This window comes from Pseudomonas tolaasii NCPPB 2192 (genome assembly GCF_002813445.1).
GTDB lineage: Bacteria > Pseudomonadota > Gammaproteobacteria > Pseudomonadales > Pseudomonadaceae > Aquipseudomonas > Aquipseudomonas tolaasii.
On the sequence record NZ_PHHD01000001.1, the window covers coordinates 3,668,420 to 3,689,318 of the forward strand.

Annotated in this window: 13 protein-coding genes; 9 read left to right on the forward strand and 4 right to left on the reverse strand. The window is 62.4% G+C overall.

The features are described from left to right. Nucleotides 1-27: 27 nt before the first annotated feature. Together ngg and ATI14_RS17050 are read right to left on the reverse strand one after the other, a co-directional pair. Nucleotides 28-1,761 (reverse strand): N-acetylglutaminylglutamine synthetase, encoded by a 1,734-nt coding sequence (gene ngg / locus ATI14_RS17045; protein ID WP_080520329.1) that lies wholly within the window; start codon nucleotides 1,759-1,761, stop codon nucleotides 28-30. Between the two features lie 3 nt (nucleotides 1,762-1,764). Further along, entirely contained in the window at nucleotides 1,765-3,537 is a 1,773-nt protein-coding gene (locus tag ATI14_RS17050) for an N-acetylglutaminylglutamine amidotransferase (RefSeq protein ID WP_016970104.1), read from the reverse strand. A 310-nt stretch (nucleotides 3,538-3,847) separates the two neighbouring features. Between ATI14_RS17050 and ATI14_RS17055 the strand changes: the two genes are divergently transcribed. Continuing rightward, nucleotides 3,848-8,674, forward strand: coding sequence for an NEL-type E3 ubiquitin ligase domain-containing protein (locus ATI14_RS17055; protein WP_080520328.1), 4,827 nt, complete (start codon nucleotides 3,848-3,850; stop codon nucleotides 8,672-8,674). Between the two features lie 6 nt (nucleotides 8,675-8,680). On the opposite strand, the gene mnmC is transcribed toward ATI14_RS17055, so the two are convergent. After that, nucleotides 8,681-10,654, reverse strand: a complete 1,974-nt coding sequence (gene mnmC / locus ATI14_RS17060; protein WP_016970102.1) for a bifunctional tRNA (5-methylaminomethyl-2-thiouridine)(34)-methyltransferase MnmC2/FAD-dependent 5-carboxymethylaminomethyl-2-thiouridine(34) oxidoreductase MnmC1 — start codon at nucleotides 10,652-10,654, stop codon at nucleotides 8,681-8,683. Nucleotides 10,655-10,795: 141 nt separating this feature from the next. Here mnmC and pap point away from each other — a divergent pair, with 141 nt between their 5' ends. From pap to ATI14_RS17075, 3 genes are all read left to right on the forward strand, one after another. Then, entirely contained in the window at nucleotides 10,796-12,310 is a 1,515-nt protein-coding gene (gene pap / locus ATI14_RS17065) for a polyphosphate:AMP phosphotransferase (protein ID WP_016970101.1), read from the forward strand. Nucleotides 12,311-12,609: 299 nt separating this feature from the next. Next, complete coding sequence (locus ATI14_RS17070) at nucleotides 12,610-13,794, forward strand: thiolase family protein (protein WP_016970100.1); 1,185 nt, start codon at nucleotides 12,610-12,612, stop codon at nucleotides 13,792-13,794. A 176-nt stretch (nucleotides 13,795-13,970) separates the two neighbouring features. After that, a complete protein-coding gene (locus ATI14_RS17075) occupies nucleotides 13,971-14,927 on the forward strand; it encodes a DMT family transporter (RefSeq protein WP_016970099.1) in 957 nt (318 codons plus the stop codon). Here ATI14_RS17075 and ATI14_RS17080 read toward each other — a convergent pair. Next, nucleotides 14,924-16,312, reverse strand: coding sequence for a class II fumarate hydratase (locus tag ATI14_RS17080; RefSeq protein WP_016970098.1), 1,389 nt, complete (start codon nucleotides 16,310-16,312; stop codon nucleotides 14,924-14,926). The two genes, ATI14_RS17075 and ATI14_RS17080, sit on opposite strands and share 4 nt — an antisense overlap. A 193-nt stretch (nucleotides 16,313-16,505) precedes the next feature. Here ATI14_RS17080 and ATI14_RS17085 point away from each other — a divergent pair, with 193 nt between their 5' ends. The 5 genes from ATI14_RS17085 (at nucleotide 16,506) to ATI14_RS17105 (ending at nucleotide 20,842) form a co-directional block, all read left to right on the forward strand. Then, nucleotides 16,506-17,027, forward strand: coding sequence for a DUF2059 domain-containing protein (locus ATI14_RS17085; RefSeq protein ID WP_016970097.1), 522 nt, complete (start codon nucleotides 16,506-16,508; stop codon nucleotides 17,025-17,027). A 6-nt stretch (nucleotides 17,028-17,033) separates the two neighbouring features. Then, nucleotides 17,034-17,330 (forward strand): BolA family protein, encoded by a 297-nt coding sequence (locus tag ATI14_RS17090; protein ID WP_016970096.1) that lies wholly within the window; start codon nucleotides 17,034-17,036, stop codon nucleotides 17,328-17,330. A gap of 118 nt (nucleotides 17,331-17,448) precedes the next feature. Next, nucleotides 17,449-18,390, forward strand: a complete 942-nt coding sequence (gene trhO / locus ATI14_RS17095) for an oxygen-dependent tRNA uridine(34) hydroxylase TrhO (protein WP_016970095.1) — start codon at nucleotides 17,449-17,451, stop codon at nucleotides 18,388-18,390. A 36-nt stretch (nucleotides 18,391-18,426) separates the two neighbouring features. Continuing rightward, nucleotides 18,427-19,029 carry a DsbA family protein gene (locus tag ATI14_RS17100; RefSeq protein WP_177007286.1) on the forward strand — a complete coding sequence of 201 codons (603 nt, stop codon included), beginning with the start codon at nucleotides 18,427-18,429 and terminating at the stop codon, nucleotides 19,027-19,029. Then, nucleotides 19,022-20,842 carry an ABC transporter ATP-binding protein gene (locus ATI14_RS17105; protein ID WP_016970089.1) on the forward strand — a complete coding sequence of 607 codons (1,821 nt, stop codon included), beginning with the start codon at nucleotides 19,022-19,024 and terminating at the stop codon, nucleotides 20,840-20,842. The genes ATI14_RS17100 and ATI14_RS17105 overlap by 8 nt, the downstream gene beginning before the upstream one ends. Nucleotides 20,843-20,899: the final 57 nt, after the last annotated feature.

Below are 20,899 nucleotides of genomic sequence, written 5' to 3' on the forward strand. Positions count from 1 at the left end.
CAGGCCACCCATCGATCAAGCCTTGGGTTAACTGTGGGGAAACAACAAATCCACAAATTTTTCCGCAGTCGGTTGTGGCTCATGATTGGCCAGGCCCGCCCGTTCATTGGCCTCGATGAACACGTATTCGGGCTGGTCGGCGGCGGGCACCATGAGGTCCAGGCCGACCATGGGGATGTCCAGCGCACGCGCCGCGCGTACGGCGGCGTCCACCAGCGTGGGGTGCAGGATGGCGGTGACGTCCTCCAGGCAGCCGCCGGTGTGCAGGTTGGCGGTGCGGCGTACGGCCAGGGTCTGGCCACGGGGCAGGATGCTGCTGTAGTCGAAACCGGCAGCGTGCAGGGTACGTTGGGTTTCGGCGTCCAGCGGGATTTTGCTTTCGCCGTCAGTCGCCGCCTGGCGCCGCCGACTCTGGGCTTCGATCAACGCGCCAATGGAATGATGACCGTCACCGGTCACTTCGGCCGGGCGGCGAATGGCGGCGGCGACCACTTCAAAGCCGATCACCAGAATGCGCAGGTCCAGGCCTTCATGAAAGCTTTCGAGCAACACACGGCTGTCGAACTGGCGCGCGGCTTCGATGGCTTTCTGCACCTCTTCGATGGTCTGCAAGTCCACCGCAACACCCTGGCCTTGCTCGCCATCGAGTGGCTTGACCACGATGCGCTGGTGTTCGTCGAGAAACTCCAGGTTGTCATCCGCGCTGCCCGCCAGTTGCTGCTGCGGCAGTTGCAGGCCGGCGGCCTTGAGCACCTTGTGGGTCAGGCTCTTGTCCTGACACAGGGTCATGCTGATGGCGCTGGTCAGGTCGCTCAGGGATTCGCGGCAACGCACGCGGCGCCCGCCATGGCTGAGGGTAAACAGGCCTGCGTCAGCGTCGTCCACCTGCACATCAATGCCGCGTCGATGGGCTTCTTCGACGATGATCCGCGCATACGGGTTGAACCCCGCCTGCGGTCCCGGGCCGAGAAACAGCGGTTGGTTGATTCCGTTTTTGCGCTTGATCGCAAAGGTGGTCAGCGCGCGGAAACCCAGCTTGGCGTAGAGGCTTTTGGCTTGGCGGTTATCGTGCAGCACCGACAGATCCAGGTAGCTCAAACCCCGGCTCATGAAATGTTCGACCAGATGGCGAACCAACACCTCGCCCACGCCGGGGCGGGTGCATTGCGGGTCAACCGCCAGGCACCACAGGCTGCAGCCGTTTTCCGGGTCGTGGAACGCTTTTTGATGGTTGAGGCCCATCACGCTGCCGATCACCGCGCCGCTGTCTTCATCTTCCGCCAGCCAATACACCGGGCCGCCTTGATGGCGCGGCGTGAGGCGTTCGGCGTCGACCGGCAACATGCCACGGCCCTGATAGAGCTGGTTAACGGCCTGCCAGTCAGCGTCGGTCTGCACCCGGCGAATACGAAAGCCGCGAAACACGCGGGTGGCCGGGCGATAGTCGGTGAACCACAGGCGCAAGGTGTCGGACGGGTCGAGAAACAGTTGCTGCGGGTCGATCCCCAGAATTTGCTGAGGCGCGGCCACGTAGAGCGCAATGTCGCGTTCGCCGGCCTGCTCATTGAGCAGTTCTTCCGCCAGCGTCGCCGGGTCGGGAAACGTATGCCCGATCAACAGGCGCCCCCAACCGCAATGCACGGCAATCGGTTCAGCGTTTTGCGGGCTGCCATCTTCGGCCAGCCGGGCTTGCAGGCGCTCATACGACGGCGCCTGGCCCTTGAGCAAGCGTTGGCTGTAAGCCGCTGAATGGGGTTTCATTGATCAGATTCCTTGTTCGCTCAGCCACAGGTTCAGCGCTGCCAGTTGCCACAGTTTGGAGCCGCGCAGGGGCGTCAGTTGGCCTTGCGGGTCGGTGAGCAGGCGGTCGAGCATGGCCGGGTTGAACAGGCCGCGATCCTGGCTCGGGTCGAGCAGCAGTTCACGGACCCAGTTGAGCGTGTCGCCCTGCAAATGCTTGAGGCCCGGCACCGGGAAATAGCCTTTCTTGCGGTCGATGACTTCACCGGGGATCACGCGACGCGCGGCTTCCTTGAGCACCTGCTTGCCGCCGTCCGGCAGCTTGAACTTGCCCGGTACGCGTGCCGAGAGCTCCACCAGGCGGTAGTCCAGGAACGGCGTACGCGCTTCCAGGCCCCAGGCCATGGTCATGTTGTCGACGCGTTTGACCGGGTCGTCCACCAGCATCACCGTGCTGTCCAGGCGCAGGGCCTTGTCCACGGCCGCATCGGCGCCGGGCATGGCGAAATGCTCGCGCACGAAGTCACCGGCGGCGTCGTTGGCGGTCAGCCATTTCGGCGCGACGGTGGCGGCGTAGTCGTCGTAGCTGCGGTCGAAAAATGCATCGCGGTACGCCGCGTAAGGGTCGCTGGCGCCGTCGACTTGCGGGTACCAGTGGTAACCGGCAAACAGTTCGTCGGCGCCCTGGCCGCTTTGCACCACCTTGCAGTGCTTGGCCACTTCCCGCGACAGCAGGTAGAAGGCGATGCAGTCATGGCTGACCATCGGCTCGCTCATGGCGCGGAACGCAGCAGGCAGCTGTTCGATGATCTCGCTTTCGGCAATGCGCAGTTGGTGATGACGGGTGCCGTAGTGCCTGGCGATCAGGTCCGAATATTGAAATTCGTCGCCGCGCTCGCCACCGGCGTCCTCAAAACCGATGGAAAAGGTCGACAAGTCTTCCACGCCGACTTCGCGCAACAGGCCCACGAGCATGCTTGAATCCACACCGCCGGAGAGCAGCACGCCCACATCCACGGCGGCGCGTTGGCGGATGGCCACGGCTTCGCGGGTGCTGTCGAGCACGCGGTCGGTCCAGTCTTCCAGCGTCAGGTTCTTTTCATCGTCACGCGGGCCGTAGGGCAGGGTCCACCAGACTTTTTGCTCGGTCTTGCCGCTGGCGTCGATGCGCATCCAGGTGGCTGGCGGCAGCTTTTCAATGCCGGCCAGCAACGTGCGCGGGGCAGGCACCACGGCATGGAAGTTCAGGTAGTGGTTGAGAGCCACCGGGTCGAGGATCGGGTTGATATCACCGCCTTTGAGCAGCGCCGGCAAAGCAGAGGCAAAGCGCAAACGCTGGCCGGTGCGCGACAGGTACAGCGGCTTCACGCCGAGGCGGTCGCGGGCGATAAACAGGCGCTGGGCGTCACGTTCCCAAATGGCGAACGCGAACATGCCGTTGAGCTTGGGCAGCAAGGCTTCGCCCCAGGCGTGGTAGCCCTTGAGCAGCACTTCGGTGTCGCCGCCGGAGTAGAAGGCGTAGCCCAGGGCTTCCAGCTCTTCGCGCAATTCCGGGAAGTTATAGATCGCACCGTTGAAGGCTAGGCTCAGGCCCAGGTACGAATCGACCATCGGTTGGGCCGAGCCGTCCGACAGGTCCATGATTTTCAGGCGTCGGTGGCCCAACGCGATCGGCCCTTGGGCATGGAAACCCCAGGCGTCGGGGCCACGAGGGGCCAGGTGGTGGGTGATGCGCTCAATGGCCGCCAGGTCGGCAGGTTGGGCATCGAAACGTAATTCTCCAGCTAATCCGCACATAAATTCCTTACCGGTTTTTCCGTTGGGGAGGGTCAACACTCAATACGCCCCGAAGGGCGCGTACCCAGAAACTGACCCGGTGCTATCTGTGGAGTTTTAGACCGATAAGTTATAAGGCAATTGGCCGTGACGGGTTTTGCCCCGACCTGCGTCTGGCGCGGCTCGCAGCGAATCGGCGTTAAATAACGCCCGTCTTGATGGAAAATCTGCGGCTATCAGAGGGCTCAATGCACGGTTATTCGAATCTGTTTTCCTGGGTTTCGCGCTTATCGTAATCGACCATTATTCAACGCTAAGGAAGACGTTGCCGATGGTGCAAAAACGCGAATTACATGAGGTCGCACACCCTGTGACCCAGGCCGAGCTGAACGCCGGGCTGCTGGAAATGACCGGTGATCTGGGCAAGGCCCGAGTACTGCAGTCGACCCTCCCACACTGGTTGCTTGAGGCCAGGCCGAATACCCTCAGAGCGATTGAGCAAACCCACCGGGACAGCCAGCAGACCCGTGAGCGCGCGCAGCAACTGCTGGGGCGCCTGCAGTCGCTCGATACCTTTTGCATTGAGCAACTGCAGGCTTTTTTAATCGCCAAAGGCGTGACCGGCGTGGATGTGCAGCGCGACCTGCTGGAACTGCCCAAACGAAGCTTGTCGGGTGTCGGCCCGGACCTGGGTGGCGCCCTGCAAACGACGGTCACCGTCGAGACCCTGAGCCTGGTGCAGGCGGCGATGCGCAACTTCTCTGAGGACCAGGCTGAACCGGACGGCATGTCCGCTGCGGTTGTTTTGCGCAGCGCAGCCACCGGGCAGGCCATCGTCGGCATGACAGTGGCGGAGTTTGTCGGATATTGCCGTGAGCTGGATCTTGGTGGCGCCTACCAGGCCCACGTGCGCAGTGTGTTCAACGTGCTCGACCCAGGCGCGGTCACGCGGGGTTATAGCCAGGCTGCCCTGGACCTTGGCGGGTCCAAAAGCGCCGACCTGCAAATCGACCTGCACATCGCCTTCGCCAAGGGATACGTCAGTGAATCGATCTATACCGGGTTGCTCAGGGTGATCAAGGCCGACCTGCCGGCGGATGAATCACACCAGATGATGCCGGCCAACCTACCGTGGACGTGGCAAGGTCTGAACATCGACGGCGCATGCCTGTGGGGCGTCATGCTGTTCAGCGCAGAGCCGCCCGGGCAGCTGCCGGCCAAGGGCTTCGTGGTCTACATGCCCAACGAACCGCTGCGCCCGTGGTACGAATACGCGTGCCTGGAAGACTTCACCCTTTATCTATCCCTGATGTTGCGGGCGCAGTCTTACCGCACAGCGTTCGGGGCTTATCTGGATGAGTCTGAGCGCCTGGGGTTTTTCCAGCGTTTTGACGAGGATCGCGAGCTTGGCCCGCTGCGGGTGATTCCAGTGCAGGCACGCTTGTCGGATTTCCAGGTTCAGGCCTGCATCGGCAAGATCCAGCTCGACGCCCAGGTATTGGCGGTGCCCAAGGCTCAAGTGGATGCCGAGGCCTGGCAGCAGCGCCTGCAAACCTACCTGGATATCGGGTTGAACCTGCTCAACGTCGCCGGGTTTGTGGTACCGGTGCTGGGCCAGCTGATGCTGGGCGTGGCCGTCGGCCAACTGCTCGGCGAGGTGTTTGAAGGCGTCGAGGACTGGGCCCATGGCGACAAGGATGAAGCCCTCAGGCACCTGTTCAGCGTGGCGGAAAACATTGCGGGCATGATGTTGTTCGCGGCCGGTGGAAAGGTTGTCGGCACACTCAAGCGTGAGCTCATCCCTTCATCGCAGTTCTTTGAGAAAGTCGAACCCGTTACGTTGCAGAATCAAAGCCCGCGGCTGTGGCGCCCGCGGCTGGCGCCTTACAGCCAACCGCCGAAGACCTTTCAGCCGGGGTGGCGAGCCGATTCGAGGGGGATTTATCAGGTCAACGGGAATGCCTACGCCAACATCGATGGTGCGCTGTATGCCATCCGCTTCGATCCGCTCATCGGCAAGTGGCGAGCCCTGCATCCCACGCGGCCGGCGGCCTGGCGTCCGCCGCTGGAGCATAACGGGCAGGGCGGCTGGCAACACACCTTCGAGCGCCCTCAAAACTGGCGTTCTCCTCTTTATAACCTTGGGCGGATCGACCCGACGCTGATTGCGATGCGCTCGGACCATTTGAGCAGCCTCGCGACGATCACCGAGCTGGAGCTGGAAGACGTGCAGCACCTGGCTCTTGAACACCAACCGCTGCCCGAGCGCGTGCAGAACGCCGTGGCACGCTTGCGCCTGCACCACAAGATGGGCGAACTCACTTACGCCCTGGAGCAGGGTGTGCAGCCTGATGCTTCCCTGGCGCGCGCGCAAATGCTCGCGTTGCCATTAATGCCGGGATGGCCCGAGGGGCGCTTTTTCGAGGTGCTCGACGAGCACGAAAACCTGTTGGAAAGCCTGTCGCACCATGAGCCCTTCGACTATGAAGACATGAGCATTCATATCACCGAGCAACAGCTCAAGGATGGCCAGGTGCTGGACGTGCTGCTGCAAGCGCTCAGCGCTGATGAGCGCACGCATTTGCTGGGGGAAGCCGTTGAGCTGGAACAGGCTCCCGCGCGCCTTCGCAAGCGACTGCTGGAGACGGTCAACACACAGCATGCAGCGGTGCACCGTCGGCTTTACCAGGATTATGAAGGCGTTGCCACGGGCGAATTGGTGCCCTTGGTCGCTCGATACCCACAGTTACCGCGGCGGGTGGCCTGGGAGCTAGCCACCCATGCGCGCACGATCGACCGCAAGATTCTGCGCGAAACGGGTCGCGTCCCCCTTCGCCTGGCCCGGCAGACGCGAAATGTCCTGGACAAATTGCACGAAGACCAGGCGCTGATGGGGCTGTATTGGCCGCAATTGGCCAACGAAGGGACGCGACGCATCGCGCTGGGCACGCTTGAGCGCTTGCAGGGCTGGCCCCGGGATGTGTCGTTCCAGATTCGAGAAGAGCGCTTGAGCGGGCGCCTGCTTGAGCAGGTCGGGCCGGCCGATGCCGCAGTTCGCCGCACAATCATCCAGTCTGCCGAAGGTTTCCAGGCCTTTGATGAAAAAGGGAATGATCTGGACGCACGGGTGACAGGACCGGACGGGGTGTACCAGGCGATCGTGGACGGCCTGTCGCGTTCACAGCGTGCCACGCTGCGCCTGGATGGGCCCCACTCTGGCAGCCGCTTGCGCAGCCAACTGCGCTTCAAATCCCAGGACGAACGCTACCGGGTGAAAGGCTACCTGTGGCCTGAACGCGGCATGCCTGAAGCGGCGCCGCCCAGCTGTGTTCTGGCACAGACCAGCACACTGCCCGCGCCCCCGCCGGCGCTGGTGCACAAAGTCAAAAAACTGTACCCGCGCTTGAGCGAGGTGGAGATCGCACGATTGATCGAGGGCGCTGGTCACGATCACTTGTCCCGTGCCACAAAGGTGGAGGCGCTTGAACGGGATTTTTCTTCGCTCCACCGTGCGCTGAAAACCTGGAGCAATCAGAAGGCGTCAGGCAGTGCCGAGGCCATTGCGCCCTGGGACCACCGACTTAGCCGACTCCACGCCATGAAACTGATCGAGCAATGCTGGCGAGGCATGCTCGTGACGCGCGATGAGCGCGGCCTGCGTGTGCCGGCGCTGGAACTTGATGGCATGCTGCTGGGCGGCTTGCCCACGTTGCCGCCGCAGATTCACTTCGATCATGTTCAGCACCTGTCGCTGCGCAATATGCAACTGGGTGATGACGTCGCGTACTTTCTCAAGCACTTCAAGGGTTTGCATACACTGGACCTGACCAAAAACATCATTGCCCGGCTGCCCGAGGTGCTCGGGCAGATGCCGCAGCTGGCACGTCTGCGCATGGCTGATAACCGGTTGCAGCTGGATGAATACAGCCTTCGCAAACTGGCGGAGCTGCGAAAGCTGCGTTCGCTCAACCTGAGTGGTAACCCGCTGCTGGACGTACCCAACGTGGGAAAAATGCTCGACCTGCGTGAGCTGCTGCTGCGTGACTGCAAACTGAGCGGCTTTCCTGACGAGTGCCGGCGGTTGCCGTGGCTCGAGCATGTGGACTTGCGCCAGAACGAAATCACGACGTTGCCGGACTGGCTGTTCAGCATGCCGCGGCGTTTCACCAAGGCATTCAACCTGCGGCTCAACCCGTTATCGTTTACCAGCCAGGTGGCGCTCAAAAATTATCGTAGCAGCGCCGGTACGGGCATGGGCTTTCTTGAAGATGACATCGCGCGCTTGAACGAACAGAAGGCCCGGGAGCTGTGGCTGTTTGATGAGCGGGTACGTGATTACGCGGAAAAAGAACAGGTGTGGAAGGGGCTGATGGATGAACCGGGCTCCGACGGTTTGTTCAAATTGCTCGCGGAATTGGGCGGTACCGCCGATGCGCGCTTCGTACGGGAAGACCTCGATCGGCGCGTGTGGCGCGTGTTAATGAGCTGCGCCGACGACGAAGACCTGCGCGATGAGGTGTTTCAGCGGGCCGCCACACCGTTGCGGTGCGACGATGCGGCGGCCAGCAGTTTCAGTGCCCTGGAAGTCCTGACGGAAATCAGTGAGGCCACACGCCTGATTGAAGGCCGGGTGATCACCGCCAAACCCTTGTTGAAACTGGCCAGAGGTTTGTTTCGTCTCGACCAGCTGGAAACTATCGCGCGGCACCACAGTGACGGCAACCCGGCGGTGGACCCGCTGGAGGTCAGCCTGGCGTACCGCACCGGGCTGGCCGACCGTTTCCACTTGCCGGGCCAGCCCTTGCACATGCGGTTCGCGCATCTGGGCGGGGTGACGCCCAGTGCGTTGGACAGTGCCGAAGTGCAGGTGAAGGCGGCTGAGCTGTCGCCGAGCCTGCTGGATTACCTGGTTGAGTTGCCGTTCTGGACCGATTATTTGAAGCGGACCTTCGACAGCCGTTTCGAGCGGTTGAATGAGCCTTTCAGCCAGCGCGTCAACGCTGTGTTCGATCAAAGACTGACGCTGAGCGACGTCGATTATCGCGACCGGATGAACGTGATCCTCAGGGAGCAGGAGCAGGCCCAGGCCGCCGAGATCCGCAGCCTGAGCGAAGATGCCTTGCGCATCGATGACGTGGGTATCTGCCCATTGCGCTGAGAACGATCAAGCGGTTTTTCCACGAATCAGCGCCCGCAGGGCAAAGCGGTTCGGATGGCAGGCCTCGGCGACGCTGGCCGCCAGTGGCAACGGTTCGTCATTGATCCAGGCCGCCAATAACTCGCCGCACAGGGGCGCGGTGATCAGGCCGCGTGAACCGTGGCCGCTGTTGACATACAAACCGTCGAGCCAGGGGCAAGGCGTATCCGGCACCTGGCGGGCATCTTTGCGCAGCACGGCATAGGTTTGGTCAAAGGCCTCGCGGTCCGCCAGCGGGCCGACGATGGGTAAATAATCCGGGCTGGTGCAGCGAAACGCCGCGCGCCCGGGCAAGGTGGCCGGGTCCAGCGCTTCGGCGTGCAGGCGCTGGGCCAGGTCAGTGGAGATGTCTTGCAGCAGCGCCAGGTTGCCGGCGTGATCGGCTGCCGTGGGCGTGAGGTCATCGCTCTTGAAATCGAAGCTGGCTCCCAGCGTGTGCTCGCCCAAACGCGGCGGCGCCACATAGCCTTCGGCGCACACCACGGTTGCAAGCGCAGCGCTCTCGGCCGTTTGCGGCAGGCGGGTGATCTGCCCGCGAATGCGCTTGAGGGGCAGGTCGGCGAACCGCTGGACGTCGGCGGCACCCGCCAGGACCACTACGGGGGCACTGGCCAACAGGCGGTCGCCGTCCCAGGCTTGCCAGCCGCCGTCGGCCTTGCGCAGGTCGAGCACGTCATGGTGGGGCAGCAGGCTGATACCGGGTTGGCCGGCTTGCCATGCGCACAGGGCGGGTGGGTGCACCCAACCGCCTTCGGGGAAAAACAGCCCGCCGTGTGCCAGGGCGACACCGGCTTTGGCCTGGGCCTGTTCGCGGTCCAACTGGTGCAGCAATTGCGGCGCAAAGGCCTCGGCGAGTTGCGCCTGGCGCTGACCTTCCTTGGCATCGAACGCCAGCTGCAAGACGCCGCAACCGTCCCAGTCCACCCCGCGATGCAGGTGTTCCAGCAGCCGGCGGGTGTAGCCGAAACCGGCGACGATCAGTTGCGACAACGCCGTGCCGTGAGCCGACAGTTTCAGGTACAGCACGCCCTGGGGGTTGCCTGAGGCTTCCTGGGCGAGTGCGTCATGACGTTCCAGCAGGCTGACCCGCCAGCCGCGTGCCGCGAGGCTGGCGGCACTGGCGCAACCTGCGAGGCCGCCGCCGATGACTATCGCGTGGCGCTCGCCTGCAATCGCCGGCGGCCGGGCGAACCACGGCTTGGCTGCTGGCAGCGCCGACGCTTCTTCGGGCCAACCGAGAAACTCACCCCGCAGGATTTCCCACTTGTGGCCGATGCCCGGCGTGCGCTTCATCTTGAAGCCCGCCGCGTTGATCAGGCGGCGCACCCAGCCGGTGCTGGTAAAGGTGCTGATGGTCGAGCCGGGCGCGGCCAGGCGCGCCAGTTCGGCAAACAGCTCGGCGGTCCACATACCCGGGTTTTTTGCCGGGGCGAAACCGTCGAGAAACCAGGCGTCGATCTGCGCGTCCAGTTGCGGCAATTGCTCGAGGGCATCGCCGATCAACAGCGTCAGGGTTACGCGGCCGTTGTCCAGCACCAGGCGCTGGAAGCCCTGGTGGATGGCGATGTACTGGGCCAACAGTTGCTCGGCAAACGGCGCAAGCTCAGGCCAGAGGGCGAGGGCACGTTGCAGGTCGGTGTTGGTCAGCGGGTATTTTTCCACACTGACAAAATGCAGGCGCGCACCGGCCACGGCGTGTTGTTCGAACAACTGCCAGGCGCACAGGAAGTTCAAGCCGGTGCCAAAGCCGGTCTCACCAATCACCAGTCGCCCATTCGCCGGCAGGGCGGCGAAGCGCTCCTGCAAACGGTTTTGTTCAAGGAATACATAACGGGTTTCTTCAAGGCCTGACTTGTCGGAGAAGTACACGTCGTCGAAGACCCGCGAGTGCGGGCGGCCTTGTTCGTCCCAGTCGAGCTGGGCGTGGGTGATGGGGCTCATGGGCGGCTCGTTAAAGACAAGGCGGCCATTCTAGCCGATCAATGGGCAATGATTTGACCCATGGCAAGCGCGGGTGGAATTTCCTCCCGCGTGTTGTTGCCCAATCCGCTAGTCTTGATCCATCTTGAAACGGAGCTGCCCATGTTCGAATCCGCCGAAATCGGTCACGCCATCGACAAAGACACCTACGACGCCGAAGTCCCGGCCCTGCGTGAAGCCTTGCTGGAAGTGCAGTATGAACTGCAACAGCAGAAGCGCTTCCCGGTGATCATCCTGATCAACGGCATCGAAGGCGCCGGCAAGGGCGAGACCGTCAAGCTGCTCAATGAATGGATGGACCCGCGCCTGATCGAGGTGCGTACCTTTGACCAGCAAACCGATGAAGAACTGGCGCGCCCGCCGGCCTGGCGTTACTGGCGCCAACTGCCGGCCAAGGGCCGCATGGGCATCTTTTTCGGCAACTGGTACAGCCAGATGCTGCAAAGCCGGGTACACGGGCAGATCAAGGATGCGCGCCTGGACCAGGCCATTGCCGGCGCCGAGCGCCTGGAAAAGATGCTCTGCGATGAAGGCGCGCTGATCTTCAAGTTCTGGTTTCACTTGTCCAAAAAACAAATGAAAGCGCGGCTCAAGGCCCTGGCCGATGACCCGCTGCACAGCTGGCGCATCAGCCCGCTGGACTGGCAGCAGTCCGAGACCTACGACAAATTTGTGCACTTCGGAGAGCGCATCCTGCGTCGTACCAGCCGCGACTATGCGCCATGGCATGTGATCGAAGGCGTCGATGCACATTACCGCAGCCTTACTGTGGGCAAGATCCTCCTTGAAAGCCTGCAAAATGCCTTGAAGGTACCCAAGGGCAAGGCGAGCGGCCAGAACCCGGCGCCGTTGATTGCGTCGGTGGACAAAAAAAGCCTGCTGGACAGCCTGGACCTGAACCAGCGCCTGGAAAAAGACGATTACGAAGAACAGCTGATTACCGAACAGGCGCGCTTTTCCGGCCTGATGCGTGACAAACGCATGCGCAAGCACGCGCTGGTTACGGTGTTTGAGGGCAATGATGCGGCGGGCAAGGGCGGGGCGATCCGCCGGGTGGCGGCGGCGCTGGACCCGCGCCAATACCATATCGTGCCGATTGCTGCGCCGAGTGAAGACGAGCGCGCCCAGCCATACTTGTGGCGGTTCTGGCAGAAAATCCCGGCGCGCGGCATGTTTACCGTGTTTGACCGTTCCTGGTACGGGCGCGTGTTGGTGGAGCGCGTCGAAGGCTTCTGCACCCCGGCCGACTGGATGCGTGCCTATGGCGAGATCAATGATTTTGAAGAACAGTTGCGCGATGCGGGCGTGATCGTGGTCAAGTTCTGGCTGGCCATCGACAAGGACACGCAGCTGGAGCGTTTCCAGGCCCGGGAAGACATCCCGTTCAAGCGTTTCAAGATCACCGAAGACGATTGGCGTAACCGCGACAAATGGGACGATTACCGCGCCGCCGTGGGCGACATGGTGGACCGCACCAGCACCGAAATCGCGCCCTGGACCCTGGTGGAAGCCAATGACAAACGCTGGGCACGGGTCAAAGTGCTGCGCACCATCAACCGGGCGCTGGAAGAGGCGTTCGACAAGACCGACAAGCACGACAAGAAGAAAAAGAAATAGCTCGGTGCCGGGTTTGTTGTTGTGAAAAAACTTGTTGTGGCGAGCGGGCTTGCCCCGCGTTGGGCTGCGAAGCAGCCCTAAAACCTGCCACCGAGTTTTGACTGAAAGAATGCGGTGCCTGGATCAGGGCCGCTTCGCGCCCCAACGCGGGGCAAGCCCGCTCGCCACAACAAGCTCGCTCGCCACAGGAGGCAGTGCAATCATGCTTTTGTATAGGCGGGATGAATGATCGTCGCGGTTGCCGGGGCCTGGATCTATGCTCGATCCATCGCCCAACAACCATAAGATCGAGGTAGCCCATGCGTGAAGTAGTGATCGTCGACAGCGTACGAACCGGCCTGGCCAAATCCTTTCGCGGCAAATTCAACCAGACCCGTCCCGATGACATGGCCGCCCACTGCGTCAATGCGTTGCTGGCGCGCAATGGCATTGACCCGGCCTCAGTGGAAGATTGCATCGTCGGCGCGGGCTCCAACGAAGGCGCGCAGGGTTACAACATCGGGCGCAACGTGGCGGTGCTCTCGCAACTGGGCACAGGTGTGGCGGGCATGACGCTCAACCGTTTCTGTTCCTCGGGCCTGCAGGCAATCGCGATTGCGGCCAACCAGATTGCCTCGGGTTGCAGCGACATCATCGTGGCCGGCGGTGTCGAGTCCATCAGCCTGACCATGAAAAGCGTCAACACCGACAACCTCATTAACCCGCTGCTCAAGGAGCAGGTGCCGGGCATCTATTTCCCCATGGGGCAGACCGCCGAAATCGTCGCCCGCCGCTACAACGTCAGCCGCGAAGAGCAGGACCTGTACGCCCTGCAAAGCCAGCAGCGCACCGCCAAGGCTCAGGCCGACGGTTTGTTCAGCGATGAAATCGTGCCGATGACGGTCAAGTACAAGGTCGAAGACAAGAACACCGGCGCGGTGCAAATCCTTGATGGCGTGGTCGACCGCGACGACTGCAATCGCCCGGACACCACGCTGGCCAGCCTGCAAGGCCTGAAGCCGGTGTTTGCCGAAGACGGGTCGGTGACGGCGGGCAATTCGTCGCAACTCTCCGATGGCGCGTCGATGACGCTGGTGATGAGCCTGGAAAAAGCCCTGGCGCTGGGGCTCAAGCCCAAGGCGTTTTTCCGTGGCTTCACCGTGGCCGGTTGCGAGCCGGACGAAATGGGCATCGGTCCGGTGTTCTCGGTGCCCAAGTTGCTCAAGGCCAAGGGCTTGCAGGTGGCGGATATCGATTTGTGGGAGCTTAACGAGGCGTTCGCGTCCCAGTGTCTGTATGCGCGCAATCGCCTGGAAATTGATAACGCCAGGTACAACGTCAACGGCGGCTCGATCTCCATCGGGCACCCGTTCGGCATGACCGGTTCGCGGCAGGTGGGGCACCTGGTGCGTGAGTTGCAGCGGCGCAACCTGCGCTATGGCATCGTCACCATGTGCGTGGGCGGGGGCATGGGGGCTACCGGCCTGTTCGAAGCCGTGCGCTAAACCGGTTAAGTGTGGGAGCTGGCTTGCCTGCGATGGCGGTGTATCAGTCAGCCATTCTTTGGCTGCCACTGCGCTATCGCAGGCAAGCCAGCTCCCACATTTAAATTGCGTCGTAGCCCAATTCTTGCGCTTGCCCCTAGAATGCGGCTCCACTTCCTCAGGCATTCGGGGCGCTCATGCACATCTCTTCCGGTCGCTGGGTTTATGGCTTTGGCTTGACCCTGTTGACCGCGTTTCTCTGGGGCATCCTGCCGATCAAACTCAAGCAAGTTCTGCAGGTGATGGACCCGATCACCGTCACCTGGTTTCGCCTGGTGGTCGCCGGCAGTTGCCTGTTTGTCTACCTGGCGCTGACCAAACGCCTGCCCAGCCGCAAGGTACTCGGCCCCAGGGGCGGTTGGCTGGTGGGCATGGCGGTGTGCGGGCTGGTGGGCAATTACGTGCTGTATCTGGTCGGCCTGAAAATGCTCAGCCCCGGTACGGCGCAGTTGGTGGTGCAGATGGGGCCGATCTTTCTGATGGTCGCCAGCGTGTTCGTGTTCAAGGAGCGTTTCAGCCTGGGGCAGGGCGTGGGGTTTGTGGTACTGATCATCGGCTTCGGGTTGTTCTTCAACCAGCGGCTGGTGGAAATGCTGACGTCGCTGGGCACCTATACCGCAGGCGTGCTCACGATTTTGCTCGCCACCACCATTTGGGTGTTCTACGCCCTGGGCCAGAAGCAATTGCTGACGGTGTGGAATTCGCTGCAGGTGATGATGGTGATCTACCTGTCATGTGCCGTGCTGCTCACGCCGTGGGCCCATCCGCTGGAAGCGCTGGACCTGAGCCCGTTGCAAGGCTGGCTGCTGCTGGCCTGCTGCATGAACACGCTGGTGGCCTATGGCGCGTTTGCCGAAGCGCTCGCCCATTGGGAGGCCTCGCGGGTCAGTGCAACGTTGGCGCTCACGCCGTTGGTGACATTCGTGGCGGTGGCGGTGGCGGCGTGGTTGTGGCCCGATTTCGTGCAGGCTGAAGAGATCAACGCCCTGGGCTATGCCGGGGCGCTGGTGGTGATGCTGGGCTCGGCGACTGTGGCGCTGGCGCCGTCGCTGATAGCCGGGCTCAAGGCCCGGCGGTTGCGTCTGGCGTCTTAGTGGCCGGCTTCGAGCATGTTTTCCGGGCGCACCCACTGGTCGAATTCGGCGTCGGTGAGGTAGCCCAGGTCCAGCGCGGCCTGGCGTAGAGTCAAGCCTTCGGCGTAAGCCTTCTTGGCAATCTGCGCCGACTTGTCATAACCAATGTGCGGATTGAGCGCGGTCACCAGCATCAGACCGCGCTCCAGGTGCTCGGCCATCTGTTCGGCGTCGGGCTCAAGGCCGGCCACGCAGTGTTCCTGGAAGTTGTTGCAGCCGTCGGCCAGCAGGCGGATTGATTCCAGCAGGTTGTGGATGATCACCGGCTTGTACACGTTCAGCTGCAAGTGCCCCTGGCTGGCGGCGATGCCGATGGTCACGTCATTGCCCAGCACCTGGCAGGCCAACATCGACAGCGCTTCGCACTGGGTCGGGTTGACCTTGCCCGGCATGATCGAACTGCCCGGTTCGTTCGCCGGCAACTTCACCTCGGCCAGCCCCGCACGGGGGCCGGAGCCCAGCAGGCGCAGGTCGTTGGCCAGTTTCATCAGCGCCACGGCCAGGGTTTTCAGAGCGCCGTGCAAGGTTACCAGCGGCTCGTGGCCGGACAGGGCGGCGAACTTGTTCGGCGCGGTCACAAACGGCAAGCCCGACAGGGCGGCCAACTCGGCGGCAATCGCCTCGCCAAAGCCGTGGGGGGAGTTCAACCCGGTGCCGACGGCGGTGCCGCCCTGGGCCAGCTCGCACACGGCGGGCAGGGCGCTGCGCACGGCGCGTTCGGCGTAATCGAGCTGGGCGATAAACGCCGACAGCTCCTGGCCGAAAGTGATCGGCGTGGCATCCATCATGTGGGTGCGGCCGGTTTTCACCAGCTTCACATGCCGCGCCGACAGCTCCGCCAGGCCACCGGACAGGTTGCCGATCGCCGGCAGCAACTGAGTGTGGATAGCCTGCACCGCGGCAATGCTCATGGCCGTAGGGAAACAGTCGTTGGAACTCTGGGAGCGGTTCACATGATCGTTGGGGTGCACCGGGCTCTTGCCGCCACGGGTCTTGCCCGACAGCTCGTTGGCGCGGCCAGCGATCACTTCGTTGGCGTTCATGTTGCTCTGGGTGCCGCTGCCGGTCTGCCAGACCACTAGCGGAAATTGGTCGTCATGCTGGCCTGCGAGGACTTCATCGGCGGCCTGTTCGATCAGGCGGGCGATGTCGGCGGGCAAGTCGCCGTTGCGGTCGTTGACCCGTGCGGCGGCCTTTTTGATCAGCGCCAGGGCGTGCAGCACCGCCAGCGGCATGCGTTGCTCGCCGATGGCGAAATTCACCAGCGAACGTTGGGTCTGAGCGCCCCAGTAAGCGTCATCCGGGACGTGGACTTCTCCCAGGCTGTCGGTTTCGATACGGCTCATCGGGCACACTCCTTCAGGTTCGTTTGCGCAGTTTAGGCTGTGATCGGCCAGTGGGGTTCCATAAAAGACGTTTCATCGGCCGCCAGCCCCGCAAAACCAGGTCCTGCAAGGCCTGGGGTTGAGCCGCGAGGTTTTTTAGGCGCAGAATGGGCGCCCTTGGGGTCTTACCTCGCCTGCTAGAAAAGGAAACTCGATGACTCGTCTTCGTGCCATCTGTACCGCGGTTGCTCTGGTTTGCGCCAGCGGCCAGGTTTTTGCCGATACCGCCAGCCATAACGCCAGTGCCGAAGCCTTCCTTACCCTGGCCCACGCTGACAAGCTGGGTACCCCGGTGTACATGCAAGTGCAGCAAATGTTCGCCCAGCGTTTCGAACAGACCAAGGCGCCTGCCGCCAAGCAGTCCGTACTGGACAGCTACCAGGCCAAGGCGAACGCGGCTCTGGACCAGGCCATCGGCTGGCCGAAGCTGAAACCGGACATGGTCAAGCTTTACACCAGCAACTTCAGCGAATCCGAGCTCAAGGACCTGGTTGCGTTCTACCAGTCGCCATTGGGCAAGAAAGTCCTGGAAAAAATGCCGCAGCTGACCCAGCAATCGGCCCAGATGACCCAGGCCAAGCTGGAAAGCGCCGTGCCGGTGGTCAACAAGCTGCTGGAAGACATGACCAACGAGCTGGCACCGGCCAAAGCCGCCGCTCCGGCCAAGAAGAAGTAAGCAGGAATGACCATGCAACAGCGTATCGAAACGGCGCTCGCCGCCCTGGGCCCGCAACATTTGAGCGTGCTGGATGAAAGCCACATGCACAGCCGTGGGTTGCAGACCCACTTCAAGGCCGTGCTGGTCAGCCAGCAGTTCGAGGGGCTTAACCGCGTCAAGCGCCACCAGACGGTCTACGCCACCCTGGGTGACTTGATGAGCGAGTTTCATGCGTTGGCGCTGCATACCTACACGCCTGACGAATGGGCGAAAATCGACGCAGCCCCGGCCTCGCCGACCTGCGCCGGCGGGCATGATTGATGAGCGGGTGTCTCTGACACCGGGCATTTGTTAGAATCCGCAACGCGCCGCTTAGCCGGCGCGTTTTTTTTGCATCCGGTTCACCCCTTACGAGGGTAGCCACCTGGAGAAAACACCCATGACTCAACCGATTGTCGTGGCGGCACTGTATAAGTTCGTCACCCTCGAAGATTACGTCGCCCTGCGCGAGCCACTGCTGCAGGCGATGGTCGACAACGGCATCAAAGGCACCTTGCTGATCGCCGAAGAAGGCATCAACGGCACCGTTTCCGGCAGCCGCGAAGGCATTGATGGCCTGATGGCCTGGTTGAAGAACGACCCGCGCATGGTCGACATCGACCACAAGGAATCCTACTGCGACGAGCAGCCGTTCTACCGCACCAAGGTCAAGCTCAAGAAAGAGATCGTGACCCTGGGCGTCGAAGGCGTGGACCCGAACAAAAAGGTCGGCACTTATGTGGACCCGCAAGACTGGAACGCGCTGATCAGCGACCCGGAAGTATTGCTGATCGATACCCGTAACGACTACGAAGTGTCGATCGGCACCTTTGAAGGCGCGATCGACCCGAAAACTACCAGTTTTCGCGAATTTCCCGACTATATCAAAGCCAACTTCGACCCGGCCAAACACAAGAAAGTCGCCATGTTCTGCACCGGCGGCATTCGTTGCGAGAAGGCGTCGAGCTACATGCTCAGTGAAGGCTTCGATGAGGTTTACCACCTCAAGGGCGGCATTCTGAAGTACCTCGAAGAGGTGCCGCAGGAAGAAACCAAGTGGCAGGGCGACTGCTTCGTGTTCGATAACCGCGTAACCGTGCGCCACGACTTGAGCGAAGGCGACTACGATCAATGCCATGCCTGCCGCACGCCGGTGAGCGTCGAAGACCGTGCGTCCGAGCACTATGTGGCCGGCATCAGTTGCCCGCATTGCTGGGATAAGCTGCCGGAGAAGACCCGCCGCAGTGCCATCGACCGGCAGAAGCAGATCGAGCTGGCCAAAGCCCGCAACATGCCGCACCCGATTGGCTTCAACTACAAGCAAACCCCTTCCGAGGCTTGAGCCATGTCCGCACGCCTGCTCTATGTAATGGACCCGATGTGTTCCTGGTGCTGGGGCTTTGCCCCGGTGGCCGAGGCGTTGGTGGAGCAGGCCCAGGCGGCCGGTGTGGAGCTGCACCTGGTGGTGGGCGGCCTGCGCACCGGCAGCGGCGCGGCGCTGGAGCCGACCACCCGGCGCTACATTCTGGAGCACTGGCAGGCCGTCACCGATGCCACCGGCCAGCCGTTCAAGCGTGAAGGGGCCTTGCCCGATGGGTTTGTCTACGACACCGAGCCTGCGTGCCGCGCCATCGTCACCGCACGCAGCCTGGCACCGGATTGCGCGTGGAAGCTGTTGGGGCTGATCCAGCGCGCGTTTTATGTCGAGGGCCGCGATGTCACCCTGGCCAGCGTGCTGGTGGAGTTGGCCGAACAGGCGGGCATTCCGCGGATCGAGTTCGCCGATGCTTTCGACCGGGCTGAACAACACGCCGCCACCGCCGCGGATTTCACCTGGGTGCAGGATCTGGGCATCGCCGGCTTCCCCACGCTGTTGGCCGAGCGCAATGGCCAGTTGGCCTTGCTGACCAACGGCTACCAGCCGCTGTCCGAGCTGTCGCCGTTGCTGGGCCGATGGCTGGAGCGAGCAGCCTGTGCATGATCAGCCCGACCTCAATGACCCGCCCAAACGCACCGACCGCCTGACCTGGTCGGAAATTCGCCGCCTGGCCTTGCGCCACAAGAAATCCCTGTGGATCGCCAATGGCGTTGCCGTGCTGGCAACGCTGTGCAGCGTGCCCATCCCCCTGCTGTTGCCGTTGCTGGTGGACGAAGTGCTGCTCGGCCACGGCGATGCCGCGCTCAAAGTCATGAACCACGCGTTGCCGCTGGGGTGGCAGAAGGCCGCCGGTTACATCGGCCTGATGCTGCTGGTGACGCTGTGCCTGCGCTGTGGCGCATTGGTGTTCAACGTGGTGCAGGCGCGGCTGTTTGCGCGGTTGGCCAAGGACATCGTGTACCGCATTCGCGTGCGCCTGATCGAACGACTCAAGCGCATTTCCCTGGGCGAATACGAAAGCCTGGGCAGTGGCACGGTCACTACGCACCTGGTCACGGACCTGGATACGCTGGACAAGTTTGTCGGTGAAACCCTCAGCCGTTTCCTGGTGGCCATGCTGACGCTGGTGGGCACCTCGGCCATTCTGGTGTGGATGCACTGGCAGCTCGCATTGTTGATTCTGCTGTTCAACCCGCTGGTGATTTACGCCACCGTGCAGTTGGGCAAGCGCGTCAAACATCTGAAAAAACTGGAGAACGACAGCACCTCACGCTTCACCCAGGCGTTGACCGAGACGCTGGACGCGATCCAGGAGGTGCGCGCGGGCAACCGCCAGGGGTTTTTCCTCGGCCGCCTCGGCCAGCGCGCCCAGGAAGTGCGCGACTTTGCCGTCAACTCCCAGTGGAAAAGTGACGCCTCCAGCCGCGCCAGCGGCTTGCTGTTCCAGTTCGGTATCGACATTTTTCGCGCGGCGGCGATGCTCACTGTGCTGTTTTCCGACCTGTCCATCGGCCAGATGCTCGCGGTGTTCAGCTACCTGTGGTTCATGATCGGCCCGGTGGAACAACTGCTGAACCTGCAATATGCCTACTACGCGGCAGGCGGCGCGGTGACGCGTATCAACGAACTGCTGGCGCGTGCCGATGAGCCGCAATATGCCGGGGGCGAAGACCCTTTCTCCGGGCGTGAAACCGTGGGCATCGAGGTGCGTGGCCTCAACTTCGGCTACGGCGAAGACCTGGTGCTCAATGGATTGAACCTGGCCATCGCGCCGGGTGAAAAGGTGGCCATTGTCGGCGCCAGCGGCGGCGGCAAAAGTACCCTGGTGCAATTGTTGTTGGGCCTCTACACACCGCAGGCGGGCAGTATTCGCTTCGGTGGGGCGACCCAGCAGGACATCGGCCTGGAGACCATCCGCGAAAACGTCGCGGTGGTGCTGCAACACCCGGCGCTGTTCAACGACACCGTGCGCGCCAACCTGACCATGGGCCGCGAACGCACGGACCAGGCCTGCTGGCAAGCATTGGAGATCGCCCAGCTGGACACGACCGTCAAGGCATTGCCGCTGGGCCTGGACAGCGTGGTGGGGCGCTCTGGCGTACGCTTTTCCGGAGGTCAGCGCCAGCGTCTGGCGATCGCCCGGATGGTGCTGGCCGAACCCAAAGTGGTGATTCTGGACGAGGCGACCTCGGCACTGGACGCCGCCACCGAATACAACCTGCATTTGGCGCTGGCGCGGTTTCTCAGTGGTCGTACTACACTGATCATCGCCCACCGTCTGTCGGCGGTGAAACAGGCGGATCGAGTATTGGTGTTTGACGGTGGTCATATTGCCGAGGATGGCGATCACCAGCAGTTGATTGCCGACGGAGGCTTGTACGCCAAGTTGTACGGGCACTTGCAACAAGTTCGTTGATTTAGCCTAGGCTGAGCTATCGGAAGCGGATTTTCGCGTGCGTATCCTGCAGTGCAT

Coding starts and splice junctions, on each gene's coding strand:
- ATI14_RS17050 (WP_016970104.1), bottom strand. CDS start 3,537: ATGTGCGGATTAGCTGGAGAATTACGTTTCGATGCCCAACCTGCCGAC.
- trhO (WP_016970095.1), top strand. CDS start 17,449: ATGACTCAACCGATTGTCGTGGCGGCACTGTATAAGTTCGTCACCCTC.
- ATI14_RS17090 (WP_016970096.1), top strand. CDS start 17,034: ATGACCATGCAACAGCGTATCGAAACGGCGCTCGCCGCCCTGGGCCCG.
- mnmC (WP_016970102.1), bottom strand. CDS start 10,654: ATGAGCCCCATCACCCACGCCCAGCTCGACTGGGACGAACAAGGCCGC.
- ATI14_RS17055 (WP_080520328.1), top strand. CDS start 3,848: ATGGTGCAAAAACGCGAATTACATGAGGTCGCACACCCTGTGACCCAG.
- ATI14_RS17070 (WP_016970100.1), top strand. CDS start 12,610: ATGCGTGAAGTAGTGATCGTCGACAGCGTACGAACCGGCCTGGCCAAA.
- ATI14_RS17075 (WP_016970099.1), top strand. CDS start 13,971: ATGCACATCTCTTCCGGTCGCTGGGTTTATGGCTTTGGCTTGACCCTG.
- pap (WP_016970101.1), top strand. CDS start 10,796: ATGTTCGAATCCGCCGAAATCGGTCACGCCATCGACAAAGACACCTAC.
- ATI14_RS17100 (WP_177007286.1), top strand. CDS start 18,427: ATGTGTTCCTGGTGCTGGGGCTTTGCCCCGGTGGCCGAGGCGTTGGTG.
- ngg (WP_080520329.1), bottom strand. CDS start 1,761: ATGAAACCCCATTCAGCGGCTTACAGCCAACGCTTGCTCAAGGGCCAG.
- ATI14_RS17085 (WP_016970097.1), top strand. CDS start 16,506: ATGACTCGTCTTCGTGCCATCTGTACCGCGGTTGCTCTGGTTTGCGCC.
- ATI14_RS17080 (WP_016970098.1), bottom strand. CDS start 16,312: ATGAGCCGTATCGAAACCGACAGCCTGGGAGAAGTCCACGTCCCGGAT.